This is a genomic window from Aquimarina macrocephali (genome assembly GCF_051627225.1).
In the GTDB taxonomy this organism is placed as follows: Bacteria; Bacteroidota; Bacteroidia; order Flavobacteriales; family Flavobacteriaceae; genus Aquimarina; species Aquimarina macrocephali.
Genome location: NZ_CP151795.1, coordinates 411,176 through 432,353, shown reverse-complemented (window position 1 = coordinate 432,353; position 21,178 = coordinate 411,176). Strand labels below are relative to the sequence as shown.

The window sequence follows — 21,178 nt, the reverse complement described above, 5'->3', positions numbered from 1 at the left end:
TTAAAGATTGGCAATAACACTTTCTCCTCCTTTTACTTTTTGGTTTAAAGTAACACTTACTTCGGTTCCTATAGGCAAATATACGTCTACTCTGGATCCAAATTTAATGAAACCACTATCAGAGCCCTGAGTTACCTTTTCTCCTTCTTTAGCATAATTTACAATTCTTTTTGCAAGAGCTCCTGCTATTTGTCGATAAAGTACTTCTATGCTATTGTTTTTTACAACAACGGTAGTTCTTTCATTTTCTTCAGAGGCTTTTGGATGCCAAGCTACAAGGTATTTACCAGGATGATATTTGCTAAAAGTAACTTTTCCGTTTATAGGGTGTCTTGTTACATGAACATTTACCGGAGACATAAAAATTGATACCTGTAAACGATTATCTTTAAAATGTTCTTTTTCGTATACTTCTTCGATAACTACTACTTTTCCATCAACGGGTGCCACCACAGTACTATCACTAACTGTTGTGTTTCTTTTAGGGTTTCTGAAAAACTGTAAAATCAAAATCAGAAATACTAATGTGACCGAAAATATAGCAATTTGCCATTCGTCTACCTGAATAGCTACGTAAGAGGCCAAATTAATGCCTAGAAATAATACAAGTGCTACTGATATTATTTTATATCCTTCTTTATGAAACATGCTTTAATATTTGTAAAAATGCATATAAAAATGGGCTGGCAAATATAACACTATCTAATCTGTCATATATGCCACCATGGCCTGGCATTATAGTACCACTGTCTTTAACTCCAGCCTGTCTTTTGAACTTAGATTGGATTAAATCTCCCAGCGTTCCAAAAATACTCATAATTATGCTTATAATCAACCAAATGTTTATTGATAAAGTGTCAGAGAATATGGCCATTAAATATCCTGCTAGTATAGAGAAAATAAACCCTCCAATGAATCCTTCAATAGTCTTTTTTGGAGATATTCGTTCTAATAGTTTGCGCTTACCAAAGTTTTTCCCAACCAAATATGCAAAAGTATCATTAACCCAAGTGATTAAAAATGCTCCTGCAATAATAGAAGGTTGATATTCTCCTGTATAATACGGCACAAGAGTTAAAAACACAATAGATGTGATTAGATAAAAAATACTGGTACGATATTTTCGTTTCTCGAACATTGGGATAATACGAATCGTAACTAAATCTTTTACTAAAAACAATTCTGTAATAATAGTAAGGGCCAAAATAGGAAGTACTAGATAAAAATAAAGTTTATCCTGAAATATGTTTAACACCGCTAAGAGGATAATGAATATTACATACAATCTTTTATTTCTAAGATGGACTAGTTTTTGAAATTCATATATCGTGATTACTCCAAAAACCAAAAATATCCCAATAAAAGTATATCTATTGATACATATTGATAATAGTAAAATAGAGACATATAAAAGCCCCGATAAAGATCTTGTAAGCAGTTCCTTCATATTATAAATCTTCCAGCAGCAGCAAATATAAATTTTTTGAACTATTTCCATAGCTTAAGAAATCCTTTTCTTTTTGCGGTTCAAAATCTTTAATTGTAGTAATGTTAGAAGGAATAGAATTTTTGTTTTTATTTTTTATGCCTTTCAATCCTTCGCCGATATTTTTAACTAGCTGACTGGTAGCTGCTAAAATCACAAAATTGTCAGGAAGTTCGGTGAGTTTTTTCTCTCTAAGTTGGTTTGAAGACACTAATATAGATCCGTTATCCGCAATTAAATATTCACAAGTAGCAAAAAAGAAAGAGGCAGAAAAGTTTTTAACATAATTTAGATTGAAATCAGAGAATTTATGTTCCAAAGCAATATCAAAACAACATACATCTTTCTCATACCAATCATTTTCCAAAAGAATCTTATCAAAAGAATCAGAAACTTCATTTTCATCATCACAATAAAGAAACTTACCACCGTTTCTTTTGAAATTTATCATAAAGCTTTCATCAATCGGTAAATCGATTTCTGGCATATATTTACTGCGATCATCTAAGTGACGTTCCTTGCTCTTCTGGTCTGATTTAGATTTTGAGGAAAATATTCTTCTAAATAGACTCATTTTTTAGATTAAGATTGGGAAATTACGGTTTTACATTACCTCCAAAGATAAAAAAAATCTTAACCTAATATTCCGTTAGGTTAAGATTTTTCAATTTACAAGTAAAAATAATATCTTTAAGAAGGTTCTTTAATGATTTCTTCTTCTTTTTTGCCGAATGGTCTTTCGCCAAAAATTTTCTCTAAGTTATCTTTAAAAATTACTTCTTTTTCTAATAAGACTTCAGCTAATTCTGTTAGTTTGTCTTTATTCTTTTCTAATAATTTAATTGCACGTTGATACTGCTCTTCAATTATATTCGAAATTTCTTTATCAATAAGCTCACTGGTTTGTTCACTATATGGTTTTGTGAAATTATATTCACTTTGTCCCGAAGAATCGTAATAGGTAAGGTTTCCTACTTTCTCATTTAATCCATATACTGTAACCATAGCTCTTGCTTGCTTAGTTACTTTTTCTAAGTCACTTAGAGCACCTGTAGAAATTTCATTAAATATAACTTTTTCTGCAGCACGACCTCCTAAAGCAGCACACATTTCATCAAGCATTTGATTTGGTCGTACAATTAGCCTTTCTTCTGGTAAATACCAAGCAGCACCTAAAGATTGCCCTCTGGGTACAATAGTAACTTTTACCAGTGGAGCAGCATGTTCTAACATCCAACTTACAGTTGCATGACCTGCTTCATGAAAAGCGATAGCTCGTTTTTCATCAGGGGTAATAATTTTATTCTTTTTCTCTAATCCTCCAACAATTCTATCTACTGCGTCAAGAAAATCTTGTTTCCCTACTGCTTTATTTCCTTTTCTTGCAGCAATCAAAGCAGCTTCGTTACATACATTTGCAATATCAGCACCAGAGAATCCTGGAGTTTGTTTTGCCATGAATTCGGTATCTAATTCATTTTCAACTTTCTTTAACGGCTTTAAATGAACATCAAATATCTCTTTACGCTCACGAATATCCGGGAGATCTACATATATCTGGCGATCAAAACGACCAGCACGTAGTAATGCTTTATCAAGTACATCTGCGCGGTTGGTAGCTGCAATAACAATTACATTAGTGTTTGTGCCAAAACCGTCCATTTCTGTAAGTAGCTGATTTAGTGTGTTTTCTCTTTCGTCATTAGATCCCGAAAAATTACTTTTACCTCTGGCTCTACCTACAGCATCAATTTCATCAATAAAAATAATAGCAGGAGATTTCTCTTTTGCTTGTTTAAATAGATCCCGAACACGAGAAGCTCCAACACCCACAAACATTTCTACAAAATCTGATCCAGATAAAGAAAAGAATGGCACTTTTGCTTCACCAGCTACTGCTTTTGCTAATAAAGTTTTACCGGTTCCAGGAGGTCCTACTAGTAAAGCTCCTTTAGGAATTTTACCTCCTAAAGAGGTGTATTTTTCTGGATTTTTTAGAAAATCTACAATTTCTTGTACTTCTTCTTTGGCACCTTCTAATCCAGCTACATTTTCAAAAGAAACTTTAACTTCAGTATTTTGATCAAAAAGCTTAGCCTTAGATTTTCCGATATTAAATATTTGCCCTCCGGCACCGCCACCAGAACCACCACTCATTCTTCGCATGATGAATATCCATACTCCGATTATTAGTGCGAATGGTAAGAGAGTAATAAAAATTTCTCCCCAGACATTACTTTCGGTATCGTAATTTACCTGGGTTGATAATCCATTCTCTTTTTTTATTGTAGCAATTTTATTTTCAAAATTCTGTAAGTCACCAAATTCAAATTGATAGTCAGGATCATTTGGACTTGCTGGTAATAAAGATTTGCTTTTGTTTTTTTGATGTTTATCTAATGATTTAGCTTCACCGGTAAGAAATACCTTAGCATTTCGGCGATTTACAATCACTACTTTTTCTACTTCTCCGTTACTTAAAAACTCCTGAAATTCAGAAGGAGAAGTAGTGGGAGCAGATCCTAATCCACTTCCACCCATAAAATTCAATACTAAAAAACCAATGATAATAATTGCATAAATCCAATATGCACTAAACTTTGGTTTTTTATTCGGTTCTGTTTTTTTATTTTCTTTCGCCATTTACGGTTTTCTTTTAATAATTTGTTTCGATAACTGTAGTTTTTGCATCCCCCCAAAGTCCTTCTATGTCATAGAATTCTCTGATGTGTTTTTGGAAAACATGCACAACAACATTAACATAATCAATTAATACCCATTCTGCATTTTCACTACCTTCTATATGCCAAGGTTTGTCTTTGAGTTCTTTACTTACCGTTTTTTGGATAGAGCTTACAATTGCATTTACTTGCGTATTAGAAGTTCCGTTGCAGATTACAAAGTAGTTACATACTGTATTTTCGATATCTCTGAGATCTAAAATATTAATATCTTTACCTTTTACTTCTTCAATACCTTTTAATATTTGAGTAATTAATTGATCGTTACCGATTTCTTTTTTAGTCATGCATTTTTTTAATTTGTGTAAAGTTATTACTTTTTATGATTTTAATGTCTGTATTAGTCGGACATTTGTAAAACTTTTACACCATATACATGCATATAATCAAAGTTGATGCCATTGACTCGACAAATACTTTTCTAAGAGATCTGAATCGCGAAAAGCATTTTACTGCTCCAGTTTGTGTAATAGCAAGAAAGCAACTGTCGGGTAAGGGGCAGATGGGTACAACTTGGCAAAGCAATCCAGGAGAAAACCTCACGTGTAGTGTGTTTATGCCTGTTGAGGGGTTACCACTAATGGATCAGTTTTATGTTTCTATAGCTACATCGTTGGCTGTTTATGATACTTTAAAGCGCCTTGTAGTTCCTAAATTATCTATAAAATGGCCTAACGACATTCTGTCAGATAAACAGAAATTGTGTGGTATTTTGATAGAAAATGTGGTAAAGAATGGCAGTATGATTGGAGCTATTATCGGGATTGGAATTAATATCAATCAGACAGAGTTTAATAACCTACCACAAGCTGGGTCTTTAAAACAAGTTTTAGGTCATAATTTAAACATTGAAGAAATTTTACAATCCTTATTGATTCAATTAGAAAAACGATTTTCTGAGTTGTGCGTTTCTAGTTTTGTAAAACTTAAAAAAGAATACGAAGCAGTACTTTTTAGAAAAAACAAACCCTCAACATTTTTAGATGCAGAGGGTGAATCTTTTGTTGGGATTATCCAAACTATTACCAACGAAGGCAAACTTCAAGTTTTAATAGAAGACGAGATTATCTCTGATTTTGATCTCAAAGAAATTAAACTACTTTACTAATTATAGTTTACCAATATTTTCAATTAGTGTATTGATGAAATTCTGAATGGGATTTTTGATCATCATTGACATCATAGTATTAAACTGACCATCAAAAGTAAGTTTTGCTGTGCTTTTTCCATCTCCAGAGTCAACAATATCAGCAGTTAATGTAAAAGGAAGCTTGTCACTTGCTGCTCCAAGAACTACTTGGCTTGGACTCGTATTTTCTTTTTGATCTAATACTAATTCTGGCATTCCTTTTAATTGAAAAAGAAATCTGGAATCGTTTATTTTTTCAAATTTTTGCTTGCTTTCTGGCATAAGTTGCTCAAAGTTTTCAACCTTAGTCAAAAAATCGAATACATCTTCTGCCGTTTTATTTACAGTAACAGTAGGGCTTTCTAAGTTCATAATGTTATCAAATTGTTATATGTTCCACTCGGCAGGATTTGTTTTCCAGCTTTGTAATGTTTGTTGTTGTTCTTTTGTAATATATTCAGTATCAACTGCCTGTTCCAAAAGGTTCTCATAATTACTTAACGTGTGCAAAGACAATGCCGCTTCTTTAAAATTCTGTATCGCAATATCAAAGCCATAATTAAATATAGCTACCATTCCTTTTACATTAGCATCAGCTTCTTTTAGTGCTTTTACAGCATTAAGACTACTTTTTCCTGTGCTAATTAAATCTTCGACAACCACAACATTTTTATGGGTTGGAACGATACCTTCAATTTGGTTTTTTCTACCGTGCTTCTTTGCTTCGGGGCGTACATAAATAAAAGGAAGATCTAATTGTTCTGCAACGAGAATCCCTATACCAATAGCACCAGTAGCAACTCCAGCAATTACATCGGGTTTACCATACTCTTTTTCTATAAACTCAGCAAGATGCTTACTTAGGAAATTTCGAATTTCTGGATAAGAAAGTGTAATTCGATTATCACAATAGATAGGAGATTTCCATCCAGATGCCCAAGTAAATGGTTCTTGCGGTTTTAATTTAATTGCATTAATTTGCAGTAGTAGTTCAGCAGTTTTTTTTGCTGTATCTTTATCAAAAATCATAGTTGCAAATGTATAAAGTTTTTGTGAATAATACCCCTATTATTCTATCTACAAAAAAGTCGATTGAGGATTATGAAATGATCCCGATAAAAGAAGCTAGCTTTCCGGTAATTATAAGAGATATTCTTGATAAGGAAGCAATACATGAAGAAGCAAAATATCATCTCTATCATAAAAAAGAAGATAAACTAATAGAACATTTATATTCGAAATTGCCAGTAGTTGTTGCTGGAGGAGGAAAGGTATATAATGAGAATAAAGAAATCTTGTTTATTCGCCGTAATGGAAAATGGGACTTGCCAAAGGGTAAGGTTGAAAAAAAGGAAGATATGGAAACCGCTGCAATGAGAGAAGTAGAGGAAGAGACAGGGGTTTCGGGATTAGAGATTACCAAATTCTTATATCGAAGCTATCATATCTTTAAAAGAAATGGAGAGTTTCGGTTAAAGGTTACGTATTGGTTTGAGATGAAAACCAACTATGAAGGAGAGTTAGTACCACAAAAAAACGAAGGAATTACCAAAGCGAAGTGGAAGAATACTAAAAAAGCTAAAAAAGCTTTGCAGGATTCTTATTCGAATATTAAGCTATTATTTTCACATGATTATTTGTCATAATGTTGTTTTTTAATTTTATTAAAAATATTTTTACTACTTAATCAATTACTAACTAAAACAAAACATTATGGGTTTATTTTCATTTATTAAGGGAGCGGGAAAAAAACTATTCGGTATTAAAGATGAAGCAGTCAAAGAAGAAGTAGTAACACCAAAAAGTAAGACAGATTTATTAAAAGCCGAAATTGATCGTTTAGGGATACCTGTTTCTGGTCTTGATGTTTCTGTTTCTGAAATGGTAACTGTATCGGGGCAGACAGAGACTAATGCAGATAGAGAAAAGATTATTCTGGCAATGGGTAACATCGATTGTATTGGTTGTGTAGAAGATAATATTACAGTAACTAATCCAGAGCCTGAAGCAAAATTTCATGTGGTTAAGAGCGGAGATACACTTTCAAAAATATCTAAGGAAGTTTATGGAGACCCTATGAAATACAACGTTATTTTTGAAGCAAACAAACCAATGTTGGAACATCCTGATAAGATTTACCCTGGACAAACATTACGAATTCCTGTAATGAGTTAATATAATACAGGTATAGTATAAAATGAAAAAGGGAGATAATATATCTCCCTTTTTTATATAATAATAAGTAATTAGTTTTAAAATTTGATACTCGATAACAAAATGAAAATTAATGTATACGCACTTTTTTCTCTAATTCTTTTTTTTGTGGCAGCCTGTAATACTAAAGAAAGTAAAGAAAAAACTATTTCTAGTGATCTCGATTCTACTAAAGTATATACGGGCCCTAATCATTCACATTATACACAATTTTCTGACTATAATTTTACAACAGAGGGACAATGGGATAGTCTAAATAATATGACTCATCATTTTAAATCTGCACCCAGATATAGTATTCATAAAGACTATAAAACTTTTGGATGGCATATATTCTCTAAAGGATCTGCTTATAAAAGTTATAATTTCTCACTATTATGGGGTGTTTCATATTTTTCATACATGGTTAATGCTAAGACAGGAAGCTATGATAATATTCATCAATGGAAAACAACCGCTATGGTGGATAGTGCAAAAGTGAATAATTGTAAAGTATTTCTTAGTGTATCTAATTTTGGTGAAAAAAGAAATGCTCAATTTTTAAAGAATCCAAAAGCCCAGAGAACTCTTGCAGATAGTTTAAGTGTGTTGCTGGGCCTTAGAAAAGCAAATGGTATAAACATAGATTTTGAAGGAGTTTCATCAAAAAACAAAAAAGAATTTAATCAATTCATTGTTACATTATCAGATCGATTGCATAAGGTGAATCCTGATTATATGGTTTCAGTAGCTTTATATTCAGTTGATTATCATAAAATATTTGATATAAAAACAATTGATTCTTCAATCGATTTTTATACACTAATGGGATATGATTATTATGGAGGATTTAGTAAACATGCGGGACCAGTTTCTCCTTTAAAAAGCAGTAAACGATGGGGGATACATAGTGTTGAGTCTTCTGTTGATTATTATATGAATGAGGGTGTTAAGCCAAGTAAGCTAATAGTAGGGTTACCCTATTATGGAGATAAATGGAAAACAGAAGATACTCCTATACCAAGCAAAGCCGAAAAATTTCTTTCTCACGATATGTATAGCACAACTCGAGAATTACTTGATACAAAAAAATATAAAATTAGTTTTGATACCTTAAGTTCTACGCAGTATGGTATATATGAAGAAAAAGGAGTGACAAAACAACTTTGGTTTGATGATAGTCTTTCATTATCCTATAAATATGATTGGATTAAACATAAAAAGCTAGCAGGAGTAGGAATATGGGCTTTAGGCTATGATCATGGTTATACCGAATTATGGGAGCTCATGGCTAATAAATTTGGACAAAAACAATAGACTACAATAGCCTTTCATATTTTATTTCAAAATTCGATATATCGGATATCTCATATGTGCCTTTTCATAATTATTTGATTGTTTATGTATCCAATCTAGTTGCGCATACCAATTATTAGCAAAAGCCGTATCTTTTTTCTTATTCTGAAATTGTATCCGTAACTCATTATTGTTACTTAATAATTCTGCAGCTTTGTCTTCCCATACATAAGGAGAAAACCCTTCTTTCTGTTGTAAAATAGTATCAAAAAAATTCCAATTAAAGAAAGAATCCGGAGCTTCTGGTTCTAAAGTTTCCATAAGATACCTAAATGCTTTTTGATCCGTCTTAACAATAATATCCCCTTTTTTTAGAGTGATTTTCTCAGTATTCTTTTTAATTGAAACCCGGTAGTGTAAATAATGCCCTTCATAAGGTGATGTTCTTGTTTTATAATCTTTAATATGATACACTTCGGCAGTAATTGTAGAATCTTTTTCCAGGTGCATAAACTCTACTTGATTAAGCGTTAATAATTCAACTACTCTCCACTGACCCTGAGGGATAATATAGGCTTTCGGAATACTAATTTTGGTTGTAGCGGTAAAATAGTTTTTATAAGTTACTTCTTTTGTATAAGGCTTGTTCTGGTGGTATTTTAGTCGTTTTGCTCCAGTGATCTCGCTATCAATAAATTCTCCTTCATACCCTTTAAAATTAAAAGTAGTGACCTGGGTAGTATCAACTTTCCAATGTGTTGGATATGTTTCTTGTTTGGCTTGTTTGGCAAAGGTTTTTTCTCGTATTGAACGAATTTTGGCACCGTCCTTTTCTGTAATTTCAATCATAGATTTCATAAGCTCATAAGTGCCTTCAACTCTTGGTTTGTAAGGTTTTAACATATGTGTTTCTACCATCATTCCCAGAGTATTCCAAAGCGTCGTATATCCTGTAGAATATCGTGGAGAGTCCATAAATTGAGTCCAACCTTTTTCGGGAGTAGTCCCCCATACATTCACATAAGGAGTGATATCCCATTTTTTAGCTTGGAGCGATGCTTCTAGTTGTGGGTGCATTTCTTTATGCAAATAACTTCCTAATTCGTTACCTAATTTATTATGCTGAGTAAATAAATGTGTAAGTGTATATTGGTAATCTGCGCCATTGCTTACATGGTTATCAATAAAAACATCAGGTTTTGTTAAGTGAAATACTTTGGCAAAGGCCTGTGCGTTTTTGGTGTCATTTTTTATAAAATCCCGATTCAAATCGTAATTACGTGCATTGCCTCTAAAACCATATGCTTTAGGACCATTCTGGTTGGTTCTCGTTCCCGAATTTCGGTTTAAGGCTCCACCAATATTATATATGGGAATGGTAGCCAAAACTGTAGTTGAAGGAGCACTAGTTTTACCCTGAGCAATATCTCTAAATAACAGCATTGTCGCGTCAATACCATCACTCTCGCCAGGATGAATCCCATTATTAATTAAAAGCACACGTTTTGTTTGTCTTATTTTTTCAAAATCAAAAATTGCATCAGGGTTTAATGTCACGATATGCAGTGGATTTCCGCTATCGGTCATTCCGATTTCCTGTATGTGAATTGAAGGATAGGTTTCTGCCAAATTTTTATAATACGTAATAACTTCTGAATAAGTAGGAGTTTCAGTTCCGTTACTTTTTTCAAAAGTAGTGGTGAAATCAAAATTTTGAGAATTTTGTTTTTCAGTGGTATTACAAGAAATAATGCTTAGAAAGCTAACAATGAGAGTGATTTTTCGCATCTGTACTATATATAGGAGGCTAAATATACTAAAGATTTCAAGTTTTAAAATTCTGTGTAAGGTTTTAGCACAATTTTATGAGATATAAGATAAGAACCTTGTTTTACTTGTAGAGCTATAAAATAACTGTATTTTTGCAGCCTCAAAATATCACAACTATGACTGAGTTTGTAAGAAAAAGAGTAGCGAATGCTAAAAATGATATTTTATCCGGGTTAACGGTAGCGTTAGCTTTGGTTCCCGAAGCGGTTGCCTTTGCCTTTGTGGCGGGGGTAGATCCATTAGTTGGATTATATGCTGCGTTTATGATCGGGTTGATTACTTCGATTTTTGGAGGACGCCCAGGTATGATCTCTGGTGCCACAGGAGCACTAGCGGTTGTTATGGTTAGTCTTGTCGCAGAAGGAAATGAAATGGGAGCCCCCGGAGAAGAATTAGGACTATATTATCTTTTTGCAACTGTTATCCTTATGGGGATTATACAAATGTTTGCAGGAGCTTTTAAGCTGGGTAAATTTGTGCGTTTGATTCCACATCCTGTAATGATGGGGTTTGTAAATGGTTTGGCGATTGTGATCTTTCTTTCGCAATTAGGAATGTTTAAAGAAGCTAAGAAAGATGTATTTAATAATAACAAATACGTTACAGAATCTCTTGAGAAAAAATTTGAAATTAGAGAAGATAACATCGCTTATGATATAGCAACAAATAAAGCTCTGTTTAGTTTTGAAAACAATAGGTTATCAGATGTAGATTCTAAAGAAGGAAAATATATTGTGTATGAAGGACAGGTTTTTGACCTGGATACCAAAGAAGTAGTTTTTAATTATGAAGATAATGTGATTTATAGTATTACCAAAAAAGGAAAAGCAAAATCCTGGCTACCTACAAATCAATTATTATTAATGTTAGGACTGGTATTACTTACAATATTAATCATGTGGGGATTACCTAAATTAACAAATAAACTTCCAGAAGCATTATTGGCTATTATTGTGGTTTCTGCTATAGTGATTTTAGGAAAGTTGGATGTGGCTACAGTTGGTAGTTTTATTAGAGATGGAGGAGGAGAAGGTCTTAAAGGAGGTTTGCCACAGTTTCAGCTTGATATTTTTAGAAAAATCCCGTTTACCTGGGAGACATTTCGATTTATAGCACCATATTCGATAATTCTTGCGGCAATTGGATTGATAGAGTCATTAATGACTTTAAATCTGATTGATGAATTAACCGAAACCAGAGGTAGCTCGAATAGAGAATGTATGGCTCAGGGAGGTGCTAATATCATTACGGGGCTTTTTGGTGGAATGGGAGGTTGTGCAATGATCGGTCAATCAATTATTAATATTAAAGGAGGTGGTCGAACTCGACTTTCGGGTATTGTTGCTGCGGTAACGTTACTATTATTTATTTTATTCGCTTCTGGATTAATAGAACAAGTTCCTATCGCAGCACTAGTTGGTGTGATGTTTATGGTAGTAATAGGAACCTTTGCATGGTCTAGTTTTAGAATCCTTAATAAAATTCCTTTGGCAGATGCTATTGTATTGATAGCAGTTTCTTCATTAACTGTATTTTTTGATTTGGCAATAGCAGTAATAGCTGGTGTTATTATGTCTGCTTTGGTATTTGCCTGGGAAAATGCAAGACGTATTCGAGCAAGAAAACATATACTCGAAAATGGAACCAAAGTTTATGAAATATGGGGCCCGCTTTTCTTTGGAAGTATTCAAGCATTCAATAATAAGTTTGATGTCGCAAATGACCCCGAAAATGTAGAGATTGATTTTATAGAATCACGTGTTAGTGATCACTCGGCATTAGAAGCTATTTTTAATCTTGTTGGGAAATATGAAGATGCAGGGAAAAAGGTAAAAATTAAACACCTTAGTGAAGAATGCCAAGCTCTTATGATTAAAGCTTCACCTAGATTAGCCAGTGTTATAGAACACGATATTGATGATCCAAGATATCATGTAATGGCAGAAGCAATGGAATAAGATCTGATCTTATGCCAGGAAATACTCTAAATTCTTACTAACAGAAGAAGATAGATATGAAAACAGGATTATGATTTTTAAATCATAATCCTGTTTTTTTATATACCGGTGTCTTTGTAGACACAACTGTCTATGTTTTTATAGCTATTCTTAATTACTTGGAGTAACTTCTGCTTTGCTAATCATGTAAATATTTGCACTTAGAGGCTTGTCAATTTCAAAACTATGAGCTGTAGTAGAAGCATCAAATTGTTTAGAATACTCGCTAGTAATGCTAGTTTTAGAAGTTCCATAATTAAAACTTAATCCGCACATCTCGTAACCTGTACTTAATTGATACTCAATTTTTAACTTCGTATCACTTATCGATGATATGTTTATATGTCCTACATCCGAGCTATTTGTGATATCACATCCATCAGGATTTATAAGAAGCTCTATATCAACTCCTTCGTCACCTTTACTATTGATAAAAGTATGAGCTAGGAAAGTAGTGAAAACATTGTTTTCGCAAAATCCACAAGCGGCATGAAATCCATATGCCTGAATACACTCAACTTTGCACTCTTGTTTGCAATATCCAAAAGATCTTACCCAATCACCATAATAAACACAACTCCACCATCCGTAATAGCTATATTGTTGATCTAAAGTTTTATCATAAGCAAAAGATGTATAGTAACAACGACTATCTTTGTTGTATACTTTAGAATACGCTACGATTTCAAAACAATCAAGATCTATTGAAGATAATGGAATCACATAAGTAGCTTTCTTCATTCCTCCATAGTAATAAGGAAAAGCTTTGTAATTAAATTTACGAAGATTAGGAAACCCATTAGAATAAAAAGGTATATTTTCTTTTGCTCCAATATAAAGGTATACCTTCTTCATAAGGTTACGGTCGTTGGCTTCAAAATTCAGATATAGATTTTCACCATCATTAGATACGGTAACGCTTCCAACTTCTAGTTTTCTAGAACCGACTAATAGAGGCATTGTTGTAGTGTCACCACAAGCTTCAATATCAACGTCAGATGGTGTAAGTAACGTATAGTTACAATGTCTGTAGCTTTTTGAATTAGTGTCTGTTGTAAGGATAGGTTCTTCTTCATCCAGTTGTAATTCGTCTTCGATACCTTCAGAACCATCATTTTTGATAAAATCTGGCTCAATAGCGGTTTTTTCAGATTCAACAACAACTTCATTTTCGTCTTTGCTACAAGAAGAAAAAATTAAAAATAAGGCAATGAACCAATACCCCAATGCGTAATTTGTTTTCATATAAAGTGTTTTAATTAATTAGTGCGGCAAAACTAACAAAAAAGTGTATTTCTGATGCTAAAAAAAACAAATAAATAAATAGAATTTTTATTGTATATTACTGAAAACTAAATAAATAGGTTTATTCTTACACGCGACCTTTATGAGATTTGATGAAGTGCAAAATTAATCGCTAGAAGTATGTGTTTAAGGGAAATTTCTCCTAAATCACTTTGTTGCTTACACTAAATTTATTGTCTAGAATTGATTTTAGCTATTTGAATTCTATAAATAAACTTATATTTCGGTGATAAAAACGAATTAATTACTGCATGGATATCCCTTTTGAACCTATTGTCTTTGGCTATAAAGTAAATATCCATTTGATTTTAGAATACGCAGCTTTCTTTATAGGATTTCGATATTATATATATCTTAAAAAACATACTCAAGACTCTATTTCATCATCAAATAGGTTATCCATAATCATTGGTGCAGTATTTGGAGCATTCTTTGGCTCTCGTTTTTTTGGTTTTTTAGAAAACCCGATCTTTTCTTTTAGCCCAGAATTTATAGTTCGGTTATTAAGTATAAAAACTATAATGGGAGGTCTTTTTGGAGGTTTGCTCGGAGTAGAGTTGGCTAAGAAGATAATCGGTGAGAAACATTCTTCGGGTGATTTATTTACATTTCCTATTATATTAGGAATCATCATAGGAAGAATAGGCTGCTTTTTGGCTGGAGTTAAAGAATTTACTTATGGTAGGCAAACCAGTTCATTTTTAGGAATGGATTTAGGAGATGGTCTGTATAGATATCCGATAGCATTATTTGAAGTTGTTTTTCTATTGGTTTTATGGAGAATTTTGAAACGTTTTCAAATAAAATCCAAAATTGAAAGTGGTTTACTATTCAAATATTTTATGATTTCTTATTTTCTATTTAGATTTTGTATTGAATTTCTGAAACCTAATACTTTTTTTATACTAGGTCTTAGTAGTATTCAGTATTTATGTATCTTATGCATGATTTATTATCAAAAAACTTTACGACAATTAGTTTTCAAATGAGCAAAATCAGGATAATCATAATTATATGGTTTTTAATCTGCCTAAATGTTATAAACCTATCTGCTCAGGATATATCTGATGCTTTGCGATTAAAAGAGCTATCATATATGAAATATGCTAAAAGAACAGATTGTAATAGTACTATGGGAACCACTCTTGAAGACAGGATTTGTTTAAATCTAAAGTTTCAGCAGACTGATTCTATTATGAATGTGAAACTCAAAAAGATGTTGCATACTATTACTAATGACACGATCAAAACCACCATCAAAACCTATCAAAATGCCTGGGTACATCATAGAAGAATGAAAAGTGAAATTGTTTCAGAAGGATACAGAGGTCACATGCTTGGGATTATATATCTGGGGTGTATGTTAGAAACAACAATGCAGCGTATTAAAGAAATTGAGGAGTTATCGGGTAAAATGATTGATTATGATACAGATAATTAAAATAATTCTTCAATATCCATTTGTTTTGATATATGAATTTCAAAAATAACAGATAAATGCCCACTAGAAATTATACGTATTACGATTTTACACTAAGTTTATGTCCTACTTGTCTAAAAAGGATTGAAGCCAAAATTGTTTTTGAAGAAGATAAAGTATTTATGCTCAAGAGATGCCCAGAGCATGGGAGGTCTAAAGTTTTGATTGCAGATGATATAGCCTATTATAAGAATATTAGAAATTATAATAAACCTTCAGAGTTTCCCTATCAATTTAATACAGCTACAGATTATGGATGTCCTTATGATTGTGGATTATGCCCGGATCATGAGCAGCATTCATGTTTGTCGATTATCGAGGTAACAGACCGATGTAATTTGACTTGTCCTACCTGTTATGCTTCTTCGTCTCCTCATTACGGCAGACATCGATCATTAGATGAAATAAAGAAAATGCTGGATACGATAGTCAAAAATGAAAAAGAACCAGATGTAGTACAAATAAGTGGAGGAGAACCCACAATACACCCTCAGTTTTTTGAAATTCTGGACTATGCAAAACAATTACCTATCAGGCACTTAATGGTAAATACAAATGGAATTCGTATTGCTAAGGATATTAAATTTACCCAACAGTTGGCTGGCTATATGCCTGATTTTGAAATCTATCTTCAGTTTGATGCTTTGGATGCCGAAGTATTACAAAAATTAAGAGGAGAGGATCTGACCAAAATTAGAAAACAAGCCATCGAGAATCTCAATAGTGTAAACCTGTCCACTACTCTGGTTGTTACATTAGAAAAAGGATTAAATGATACTCTAATTGGTGATATACTAACATTTGCAACACAACAAAAATGTGTGAGAGGGGTTACATTTCAACCTACTCAAATAGCAGGGCGACTAGAAGATTTTGATACTCAAACCGATAGAATAACATTGACCGAGGTGCGAAGAAAAATTTTAGAACAATTTCCTGTTTTTGAATCTGATGACCTTATCCCTGTGCCTTGTAACCCAGATGCTTTGGTTATGGGGTATGCACTAAAAAATGAAGATGGACTTCTACCTCTTACCCGATATATTAATCCGGCAGATCTTTTGGATAATGGTAAAAATACGATTGTATATGAACAGGATGAAGAGTTGCATGGTAAAGTCCTGGAATTATTTAGTACCGGAAATTCTGTAGAAACAGCTTCAGAAAATCTAAAATCTATAATGTGCTGTTTGCCAGAGATCGATGCTCCGGATTTAGGATATGATAATCTGTTTAGAATTATAATTATGCAATTTATTGATGCTTATAATTTTGATGTGCGAGCGATTAAAAAATCTTGTGTGCATATTGTAAATAAAGATTACAAAATCATTCCTTTTGAAACGATGAACTTATTTTATAGGGATGATAAGCAGGAGTATTTAGAACAATTAAGAAAAGAAACGATATGATAGCAACAAATACCATTTTTTTGGAAGTAGGGAACCTCGATGGATTGGTGTATTTAATTCTTTTGATCCTCTTAGGACCTCCAATATTTCTTTCGATTATTGGTCTAATCTTATTCAAGACTAAAAACCGAAAAGCAGGAAAAATTTTCTTTATCCTTGCTGGGGTATACCTTGTTGTAGGATTAGGAATCTGTGGAGCTCTTATGGCTGGATTTTAAAGTAAAACCGTCACAAATAATTGTATTGCAGAACCCTCTGCGGTGGATACTAACGTTTGCTTATAGAAAAAAGGATTTTCTTGATTATACTACATTGCGTTGTCTTTAGAGATACTATTCATAATAGAAAGGAATTAGAAGATTTGTTTTTGTGTTGTTTTACCAATCTTTATTAATGCCTTTATAATACAATCTAAACATCGATATAATAAATGAAGTTTTATGAATTAGCATAATGACATTATTATTGTAAGGTAGAAATCATATTAAAAACGACTTCTTCTTTTTCCAAAATAACCTCCTTTTATTTTTTCGGTATATGTTTTTGTAGCTTTAGTGGTATCGTTTGAACTCATAAGATCATCTGTGCCTGATTTCTTTTTCTTTTTAGAGGAAATTTCTGCCTCCTTTTGGGTTATTCGTTCTATTATCTCAGAAACATCTTCAGTTTTAAGAGAAACTTGTTCTTTTCCAACCCTATAGGAATTAAATTTATCTTTTCGGGTTTTTAAAATTGCTTTTAACTCAGAGTTTGGCAGATTAATTAGGGTCATAGTTTAGATATGGTTTCTATTGTTAAATTTCTTTTAAATCAATTTCATTTTTGTAGGAATTTTTCTACAAAAATAATTTCACACAAGATAGTAATAATCGTTTAAAAGTAAAAAAAAACGATGAAAGAATTTTTTTAAGTAATTATTGTTACTATATTTACAAAACAAAGAACAAAAATATCCAAATTTTAGACATATGATTGATCTGAAAAAGATTAAAGAAGATACCGAAGTTGATAGCGTAATTATTGCCGATAATAGTGGTAATGTAATAGATGCATTAGATACTCAGCATGATACTAATGTTGCCTTAATGATGGAAACAGCATTTTCGATGTGTAATGATATGGTTAAAGATTTACTTAATGGTGACCTTGATCAATTGATGGCAAAATCTTCAAAAGGTTTTCTTATTGCAAATAGGATCAAATCTGATTCAATCATATTGGTTGTATCTAAAAAAATGTCAAAACTGGGGCTACTGCTTAAGTATATGAGCTCTTTAGATAAATAATTTTATAAACAATATTATTAATAATTAAAATCAAATTAAAACTATGTCAAATTTTTTAGAACAATTCATTGAGGATGTTAAATCTAATGTGCCTGGTTATATCGCGGTTACTGTTACAGAAGTAAGCACAGGTGTATGTTATGTCTCTAATTCTGATAAAAAAGATTTTGATCCTGAAACTGCTTCTGCTTATAATTTGGAAGTTGTAAAAGCTAAGAAAAATGCTATCGAAGCATTAGGTTTGAAATCAGCAGTTCAGGATATTATAATTACACTTACAAATCAAATTCATATTATTGACGTTTCTGAAAACGGTGAATACTTTATTTATTTGGCTGTTGATTCTACAAAAGCAAATCTCGGAATGACACGTGCACTCTTGAAAAAATATAAGAAAGATGTGGTATCACAACTATAATTAAAAAGCTTTTTTATGTAAATAATATTACTTTTATAAAACCTCACAAGTTTAAACTTGTGAGGTTTTTTTATGGTAATTTTATTCAATTGCTACAAAAATATCCACTTCGGCATTTGTAGGATTTACAGCGTCTTCCCCGTATACTTCAAAATCGGTAGTATATGTCCTGTCTAGATCTATTTCCCATATATTGACCCATTTATCATAGATTACACCTTTAGTAATATCACCTTTGGCGGTAAATCGAGAGTAGATACTTCTTTCGATTTTTACACTGGTCATTCCCGGCGGGATATTATCTAAGTTTGCAACTTTGCATCCTATGATTGTAGTATATCCTTCGGTATGGTCACTTTCATAATCAGTGTACACAGCATAGATAGAATCTTCAAGCTTATTAGGGATTTTATGCATTGTACCTTCAGACATAAAAGTATTCCATAAATTAGGGATATCGTTTGCAAATTGCTCGTTTTTTTTAGTTGTACGTACCGAAATTCCAACGATCCAAAAAGGTTCAATTTTTGTTTTTATCATAATTTTTAATATTAGAAATTAATAGTATGACAAAACTAAATACAGGTAGTGACAAAGGTATGTCAGGAAGGGTTTGTAATTTATATTATTTTAATTCGAGCAAGTCCCATTTGGTGCCATATAAATCTTCAAAAACAACAACGGTTCCGTAGGATTCTTCTCGTGGTTGTTCCAGAAATGATACTCCTTTAGATTTCATGGTATGGTAATCTCTCCAAAAATCATCGGTATGAAGAAATAGAAAAACCCGTCCACCTGTTTGATTTCCAATTGCTTTTTCCTGTTCGGGAGTGGCTGCTTGAGCCAGGAGAATGGTAGTTTCTGTTTGGTTATTAGGAGCAATGAGAACCCATCGTTTTTTGTGATCAAGTCTGGTGTCTTCTATAAGTTTGAAATTAAGCTTTTCTATATAAAATTGAATAGCTTCATCATAATCCTTTACAACCAGGGTAATAGCACCTATTTTTCTTTTCATAGTAAGGTGTTATTTTACACGAACTGTATCCGGGACTAATCCTGAAACATCTCCACCATTACGAATTACATCACGAACAATAGAAGAAGAGATATAACTTTTACCAGAAGAGGTTAATAAAAACACAGTTTCGATATCCGACATTTTTCTGTTGGTATGTGCGATGGCTTTTTCAAACTCAAAATCACCTGGATTGCGAAGGCCTCTTAATATAAATTCGGCATTTTGTTGTTTGCAAAAATCAACAGTTAGCCCTTTGTAAGTCATTACTTTAATTTTAGGCTCATTCTTAAAAGCTTCTTCGATAAATTGCTTTCGCTCTTCAAGAGAAAACATATATTTCTTCTCAGAATTTACGCCTATGGCAAGGATAACTTCATCAAATAAGGTAAGACCTCTTTCGATAATGTCATAATGTCCTAATGTAATTGGGTCGAATGATCCAGGAAAAACAGCTCTTCTCATTGGTGATTATTAATTGTTGTATTTACAAAGATAATTCAAATTATAAATTTATAGATTGAACCTCTATTTTTGTAAATGGATACAAGATTCTATAGCATTAGAAAATAATTCTTTTAAGCTAATCCCAGCTTTTTCTGCTTGTTGAGGTAAGATACTAGCTTCACTTAATCCGGGATTAGTGTTCATTTCTACAAAATAAGGCTCTCCATGATGAAAAATATATTCGCTTCTTGAAAATCCTTTCATTTTTAAAATCTGATATACTTTTAAAGCCAGATTTTTGACTTTTTGAGTATCCTCATCAGATAAACGGGCGGGAGTGATTTCTTCCGACTTTCCCATGTATTTAGCTTCGTAGTCAAAAAACTCATTTTCGGATACAATTTCTGTTATTGGTAATACTGTATCTTTTCCATTATGTTGGATAACTCCTACAGATACTTCGGTCCCGCTTAAAAAAGATTCAATAATAATTTCATCATCTTCTTTGTAAGCTACTTCTATTGCAGGTAGAAGATCTTCTATAGTTTTAACTTTAGAAACTCCATAACTACTACCAGCTTTATTTGCTTTTACAAAGCAGGGTAATCCTACCGTATCCACAATGGCGTTGCTATCTATTGCATCACCTTTATTTAAAAAATAGTTGGTGGCAGTAGGGATGCCATAAGGTTTTAAAGTACTAATACAATCTCGTTTATTAAAAGTAAGTGCTGCAGGATAAAAATCACAAGCTGTTTGAGGAATCTCGATCAATTCAAAATAGGCCTGTAGCAAACCATCTTCACCAGGAGTACCATGCACCGTATTAAAAGCAGCATCAAAAGTGATTTTAGTGCTTTCTAATGTTAATGAAAAATCGTTTTTGTCAATACCATACTTCTGGTCGTTATCATCTACATAATACCAGCCGTCTTTAGTAATATGAACACGAAATGGAACATATAAATCTCTATCCAGATATTTATATACTACATTTCCACTTTGAATCGAGATTTTAAACTCGCTAGAATACCCACCCATTAAAATGGCAATGTTTTTCTTCATAGAGTGACTTTTGAAAACAAAAATATCATTTATCTTATAAGAAAAGCTTAAAACTTTCCGTTTTTATATATTTGTCCA

25 protein-coding genes are annotated in these 21,178 nt (G+C 32.4%); 11 read left to right on the top strand and 14 right to left on the bottom strand.

The genetic code is table 11. The annotated features are described in order from the left end of the window. The 5 genes from AAFU52_RS01910 to rsfS form a co-directional block, all read right to left on the bottom strand. Entirely contained in the window at positions 1-648 is a 648-nt protein-coding gene (locus tag AAFU52_RS01910; protein WP_024770765.1) for a phosphatidylserine decarboxylase family protein, read from the bottom strand. Continuing rightward, positions 638-1,447, bottom strand: a complete 810-nt coding sequence (locus AAFU52_RS01905) for a phosphatidate cytidylyltransferase (protein ID WP_024770764.1) — start codon at positions 1,445-1,447, stop codon at positions 638-640. Before AAFU52_RS01905 ends, AAFU52_RS01910 begins: the two co-directional genes overlap by 11 nt. A 1-nt stretch (position 1,448) precedes the next feature. Further along, on the bottom strand, positions 1,449-2,060 hold the full coding sequence (locus AAFU52_RS01900) for an LUD domain-containing protein (protein ID WP_024770763.1): 612 nt from the start codon (positions 2,058-2,060) through the stop codon (positions 1,449-1,451). A gap of 116 nt (positions 2,061-2,176) precedes the next feature. Continuing rightward, a complete protein-coding gene (gene ftsH, locus AAFU52_RS01895) occupies positions 2,177-4,129 on the bottom strand; it encodes an ATP-dependent zinc metalloprotease FtsH (protein WP_024770762.1) in 1,953 nt (650 codons plus the stop codon). 13 nt (positions 4,130-4,142) lie between these two features. Next, a complete protein-coding gene (gene rsfS, locus AAFU52_RS01890) occupies positions 4,143-4,514 on the bottom strand; it encodes a ribosome silencing factor (RefSeq protein WP_024770761.1) in 372 nt (123 codons plus the stop codon). 89 nt (positions 4,515-4,603) lie between these two features. Between rsfS and AAFU52_RS01885 the strand changes: the two genes are divergently transcribed. Then, on the top strand, positions 4,604-5,335 hold the full coding sequence (locus AAFU52_RS01885; RefSeq protein ID WP_024770760.1) for a biotin--[acetyl-CoA-carboxylase] ligase: 732 nt from the start codon (positions 4,604-4,606) through the stop codon (positions 5,333-5,335). Here the strand turns inward: AAFU52_RS01885 and AAFU52_RS01880 are convergent, their stop codons facing one another. Both AAFU52_RS01880 and pyrE read right to left on the bottom strand, forming a co-directional pair. Continuing rightward, a complete protein-coding gene (locus AAFU52_RS01880) occupies positions 5,336-5,728 on the bottom strand; it encodes an orotate phosphoribosyltransferase (protein ID WP_024770759.1) in 393 nt (130 codons plus the stop codon). 15 nt (positions 5,729-5,743) lie between these two features. After that, complete coding sequence (gene pyrE, locus AAFU52_RS01875; RefSeq protein ID WP_024770758.1) at positions 5,744-6,385, bottom strand: orotate phosphoribosyltransferase; 642 nt, start codon at positions 6,383-6,385, stop codon at positions 5,744-5,746. Positions 6,386-6,393: 8 nt separating this feature from the next. Between pyrE and AAFU52_RS01870 the strand changes: the two genes are divergently transcribed. The 3 genes from AAFU52_RS01870 (at position 6,394) to AAFU52_RS01860 (ending at position 8,866) form a co-directional block, all read left to right on the top strand. Next, entirely contained in the window at positions 6,394-7,002 is a 609-nt protein-coding gene (locus AAFU52_RS01870) for an NUDIX hydrolase (protein WP_024770757.1), read from the top strand. A gap of 67 nt (positions 7,003-7,069) precedes the next feature. Continuing rightward, positions 7,070-7,531: a peptidoglycan-binding protein LysM gene (lysM, locus tag AAFU52_RS01865; protein ID WP_024770756.1), complete on the top strand. Its 462-nt coding sequence runs from the start codon at positions 7,070-7,072 to the stop codon at positions 7,529-7,531. Between the two features lie 102 nt (positions 7,532-7,633). Further along, a complete protein-coding gene (locus tag AAFU52_RS01860) occupies positions 7,634-8,866 on the top strand; it encodes a glycosyl hydrolase family 18 protein (protein ID WP_438425017.1) in 1,233 nt (410 codons plus the stop codon). Positions 8,867-8,887: 21 nt separating this feature from the next. On the opposite strand, the gene AAFU52_RS01855 is transcribed toward AAFU52_RS01860, so the two are convergent. After that, on the bottom strand, positions 8,888-10,633 hold the full coding sequence (locus AAFU52_RS01855) for a M14 family metallopeptidase (RefSeq protein ID WP_438425015.1): 1,746 nt from the start codon (positions 10,631-10,633) through the stop codon (positions 8,888-8,890). A gap of 158 nt (positions 10,634-10,791) precedes the next feature. Here AAFU52_RS01855 and AAFU52_RS01850 point away from each other — a divergent pair, with 158 nt between their 5' ends. Then, positions 10,792-12,633: a SulP family inorganic anion transporter gene (locus tag AAFU52_RS01850; RefSeq protein WP_438425014.1), complete on the top strand. Its 1,842-nt coding sequence runs from the start codon at positions 10,792-10,794 to the stop codon at positions 12,631-12,633. Positions 12,634-12,783: 150 nt separating this feature from the next. Here AAFU52_RS01850 and AAFU52_RS01845 read toward each other — a convergent pair whose 3' ends face one another. Beyond that, complete coding sequence (locus AAFU52_RS01845; RefSeq protein WP_438425013.1) at positions 12,784-13,917, bottom strand: hypothetical protein; 1,134 nt, start codon at positions 13,915-13,917, stop codon at positions 12,784-12,786. A 311-nt stretch (positions 13,918-14,228) separates the two neighbouring features. Here AAFU52_RS01845 and AAFU52_RS01840 point away from each other — a divergent pair, with 311 nt between their 5' ends. Genes AAFU52_RS01840 through AAFU52_RS01825 form a run of 4 tightly spaced genes read left to right on the top strand, consistent with a single transcriptional unit; the run spans position 14,229 to position 17,087 of the window. Then, positions 14,229-14,966 carry a prolipoprotein diacylglyceryl transferase family protein gene (locus AAFU52_RS01840; protein ID WP_438425010.1) on the top strand — a complete coding sequence of 246 codons (738 nt, stop codon included), beginning with the start codon at positions 14,229-14,231 and terminating at the stop codon, positions 14,964-14,966. Continuing rightward, entirely contained in the window at positions 14,963-15,418 is a 456-nt protein-coding gene (locus AAFU52_RS01835; RefSeq protein WP_024770750.1) for a lysozyme inhibitor LprI family protein, read from the top strand. Before AAFU52_RS01840 ends, AAFU52_RS01835 begins: the two co-directional genes overlap by 4 nt. A 56-nt stretch (positions 15,419-15,474) precedes the next feature. Further along, a complete protein-coding gene (locus AAFU52_RS01830; protein ID WP_024770749.1) occupies positions 15,475-16,869 on the top strand; it encodes a radical SAM protein in 1,395 nt (464 codons plus the stop codon). Then, positions 16,866-17,087, top strand: coding sequence for a hypothetical protein (locus AAFU52_RS01825; RefSeq protein ID WP_024770748.1), 222 nt, complete (start codon positions 16,866-16,868; stop codon positions 17,085-17,087). The genes AAFU52_RS01830 and AAFU52_RS01825 overlap by 4 nt, the downstream gene beginning before the upstream one ends. Before the next feature lie 266 nt (positions 17,088-17,353). On the opposite strand, the gene AAFU52_RS01820 is transcribed toward AAFU52_RS01825, so the two are convergent. Continuing rightward, the gene (locus AAFU52_RS01820) at positions 17,354-17,641 is read right to left on the bottom strand and encodes a hypothetical protein (protein ID WP_438425006.1); all 288 of its coding nucleotides are present in this window, start codon (positions 17,639-17,641) and stop codon (positions 17,354-17,356) included. A 196-nt stretch (positions 17,642-17,837) separates the two neighbouring features. Here AAFU52_RS01820 and AAFU52_RS01815 point away from each other — a divergent pair, with 196 nt between their 5' ends. Continuing rightward, positions 17,838-18,155 (top strand): roadblock/LC7 domain-containing protein, encoded by a 318-nt coding sequence (locus tag AAFU52_RS01815; RefSeq protein WP_035092063.1) that lies wholly within the window; start codon positions 17,838-17,840, stop codon positions 18,153-18,155. A 43-nt stretch (positions 18,156-18,198) separates the two neighbouring features. Continuing rightward, positions 18,199-18,573, top strand: a complete 375-nt coding sequence (locus AAFU52_RS01810) for a hypothetical protein (protein ID WP_024770745.1) — start codon at positions 18,199-18,201, stop codon at positions 18,571-18,573. 81 nt (positions 18,574-18,654) lie between these two features. Here AAFU52_RS01810 and AAFU52_RS01805 read toward each other — a convergent pair whose 3' ends face one another. From AAFU52_RS01805 to AAFU52_RS01790, 4 genes are all read right to left on the bottom strand, one after another. Next, on the bottom strand, positions 18,655-19,113 hold the full coding sequence (locus tag AAFU52_RS01805) for a GyrI-like domain-containing protein (protein ID WP_024770744.1): 459 nt from the start codon (positions 19,111-19,113) through the stop codon (positions 18,655-18,657). 85 nt (positions 19,114-19,198) lie between these two features. After that, positions 19,199-19,588 carry a VOC family protein gene (locus AAFU52_RS01800; protein ID WP_024770743.1) on the bottom strand — a complete coding sequence of 130 codons (390 nt, stop codon included), beginning with the start codon at positions 19,586-19,588 and terminating at the stop codon, positions 19,199-19,201. 9 nt (positions 19,589-19,597) lie between these two features. Beyond that, a complete protein-coding gene (coaD, locus tag AAFU52_RS01795; protein ID WP_024770742.1) occupies positions 19,598-20,053 on the bottom strand; it encodes a pantetheine-phosphate adenylyltransferase in 456 nt (151 codons plus the stop codon). 63 nt (positions 20,054-20,116) lie between these two features. Next, positions 20,117-21,100: a D-alanine--D-alanine ligase gene (locus tag AAFU52_RS01790; RefSeq protein ID WP_024770741.1), complete on the bottom strand. Its 984-nt coding sequence runs from the start codon at positions 21,098-21,100 to the stop codon at positions 20,117-20,119. Positions 21,101-21,178: the final 78 nt, after the last annotated feature.

Coding starts and splice junctions, on each gene's coding strand:
- pyrE (WP_024770758.1), bottom strand. CDS start 6,385: ATGATTTTTGATAAAGATACAGCAAAAAAAACTGCTGAACTACTACTG.
- AAFU52_RS01790 (WP_024770741.1), bottom strand. CDS start 21,100: ATGAAGAAAAACATTGCCATTTTAATGGGTGGGTATTCTAGCGAGTTT.
- AAFU52_RS01825 (WP_024770748.1), top strand. CDS start 16,866: ATGATAGCAACAAATACCATTTTTTTGGAAGTAGGGAACCTCGATGGA.
- AAFU52_RS01905 (WP_024770764.1), bottom strand. CDS start 1,447: ATGAAGGAACTGCTTACAAGATCTTTATCGGGGCTTTTATATGTCTCT.
- AAFU52_RS01805 (WP_024770744.1), bottom strand. CDS start 19,113: ATGATAAAAACAAAAATTGAACCTTTTTGGATCGTTGGAATTTCGGTA.
- rsfS (WP_024770761.1), bottom strand. CDS start 4,514: ATGACTAAAAAAGAAATCGGTAACGATCAATTAATTACTCAAATATTA.
- AAFU52_RS01880 (WP_024770759.1), bottom strand. CDS start 5,728: ATGAACTTAGAAAGCCCTACTGTTACTGTAAATAAAACGGCAGAAGAT.
- AAFU52_RS01870 (WP_024770757.1), top strand. CDS start 6,394: ATGTATAAAGTTTTTGTGAATAATACCCCTATTATTCTATCTACAAAA.
- AAFU52_RS01910 (WP_024770765.1), bottom strand. CDS start 648: ATGTTTCATAAAGAAGGATATAAAATAATATCAGTAGCACTTGTATTA.
- lysM (WP_024770756.1), top strand. CDS start 7,070: ATGGGTTTATTTTCATTTATTAAGGGAGCGGGAAAAAAACTATTCGGT.
- ftsH (WP_024770762.1), bottom strand. CDS start 4,129: ATGGCGAAAGAAAATAAAAAAACAGAACCGAATAAAAAACCAAAGTTT.
- AAFU52_RS01860 (WP_438425017.1), top strand. CDS start 7,634: ATGAAAATTAATGTATACGCACTTTTTTCTCTAATTCTTTTTTTTGTG.
- AAFU52_RS01885 (WP_024770760.1), top strand. CDS start 4,604: ATGCATATAATCAAAGTTGATGCCATTGACTCGACAAATACTTTTCTA.
- AAFU52_RS01820 (WP_438425006.1), bottom strand. CDS start 17,641: ATGACCCTAATTAATCTGCCAAACTCTGAGTTAAAAGCAATTTTAAAA.
- AAFU52_RS01810 (WP_024770745.1), top strand. CDS start 18,199: ATGTCAAATTTTTTAGAACAATTCATTGAGGATGTTAAATCTAATGTG.
- coaD (WP_024770742.1), bottom strand. CDS start 20,053: ATGAGAAGAGCTGTTTTTCCTGGATCATTCGACCCAATTACATTAGGA.
- AAFU52_RS01850 (WP_438425014.1), top strand. CDS start 10,792: ATGACTGAGTTTGTAAGAAAAAGAGTAGCGAATGCTAAAAATGATATT.
- AAFU52_RS01800 (WP_024770743.1), bottom strand. CDS start 19,588: ATGAAAAGAAAAATAGGTGCTATTACCCTGGTTGTAAAGGATTATGAT.
- AAFU52_RS01835 (WP_024770750.1), top strand. CDS start 14,963: ATGAGCAAAATCAGGATAATCATAATTATATGGTTTTTAATCTGCCTA.
- AAFU52_RS01855 (WP_438425015.1), bottom strand. CDS start 10,633: ATGCGAAAAATCACTCTCATTGTTAGCTTTCTAAGCATTATTTCTTGT.
- AAFU52_RS01830 (WP_024770749.1), top strand. CDS start 15,475: ATGCCCACTAGAAATTATACGTATTACGATTTTACACTAAGTTTATGT.
- AAFU52_RS01840 (WP_438425010.1), top strand. CDS start 14,229: ATGGATATCCCTTTTGAACCTATTGTCTTTGGCTATAAAGTAAATATC.
- AAFU52_RS01900 (WP_024770763.1), bottom strand. CDS start 2,060: ATGAGTCTATTTAGAAGAATATTTTCCTCAAAATCTAAATCAGACCAG.
- AAFU52_RS01815 (WP_035092063.1), top strand. CDS start 17,838: ATGATTGATCTGAAAAAGATTAAAGAAGATACCGAAGTTGATAGCGTA.
- AAFU52_RS01845 (WP_438425013.1), bottom strand. CDS start 13,917: ATGAAAACAAATTACGCATTGGGGTATTGGTTCATTGCCTTATTTTTA.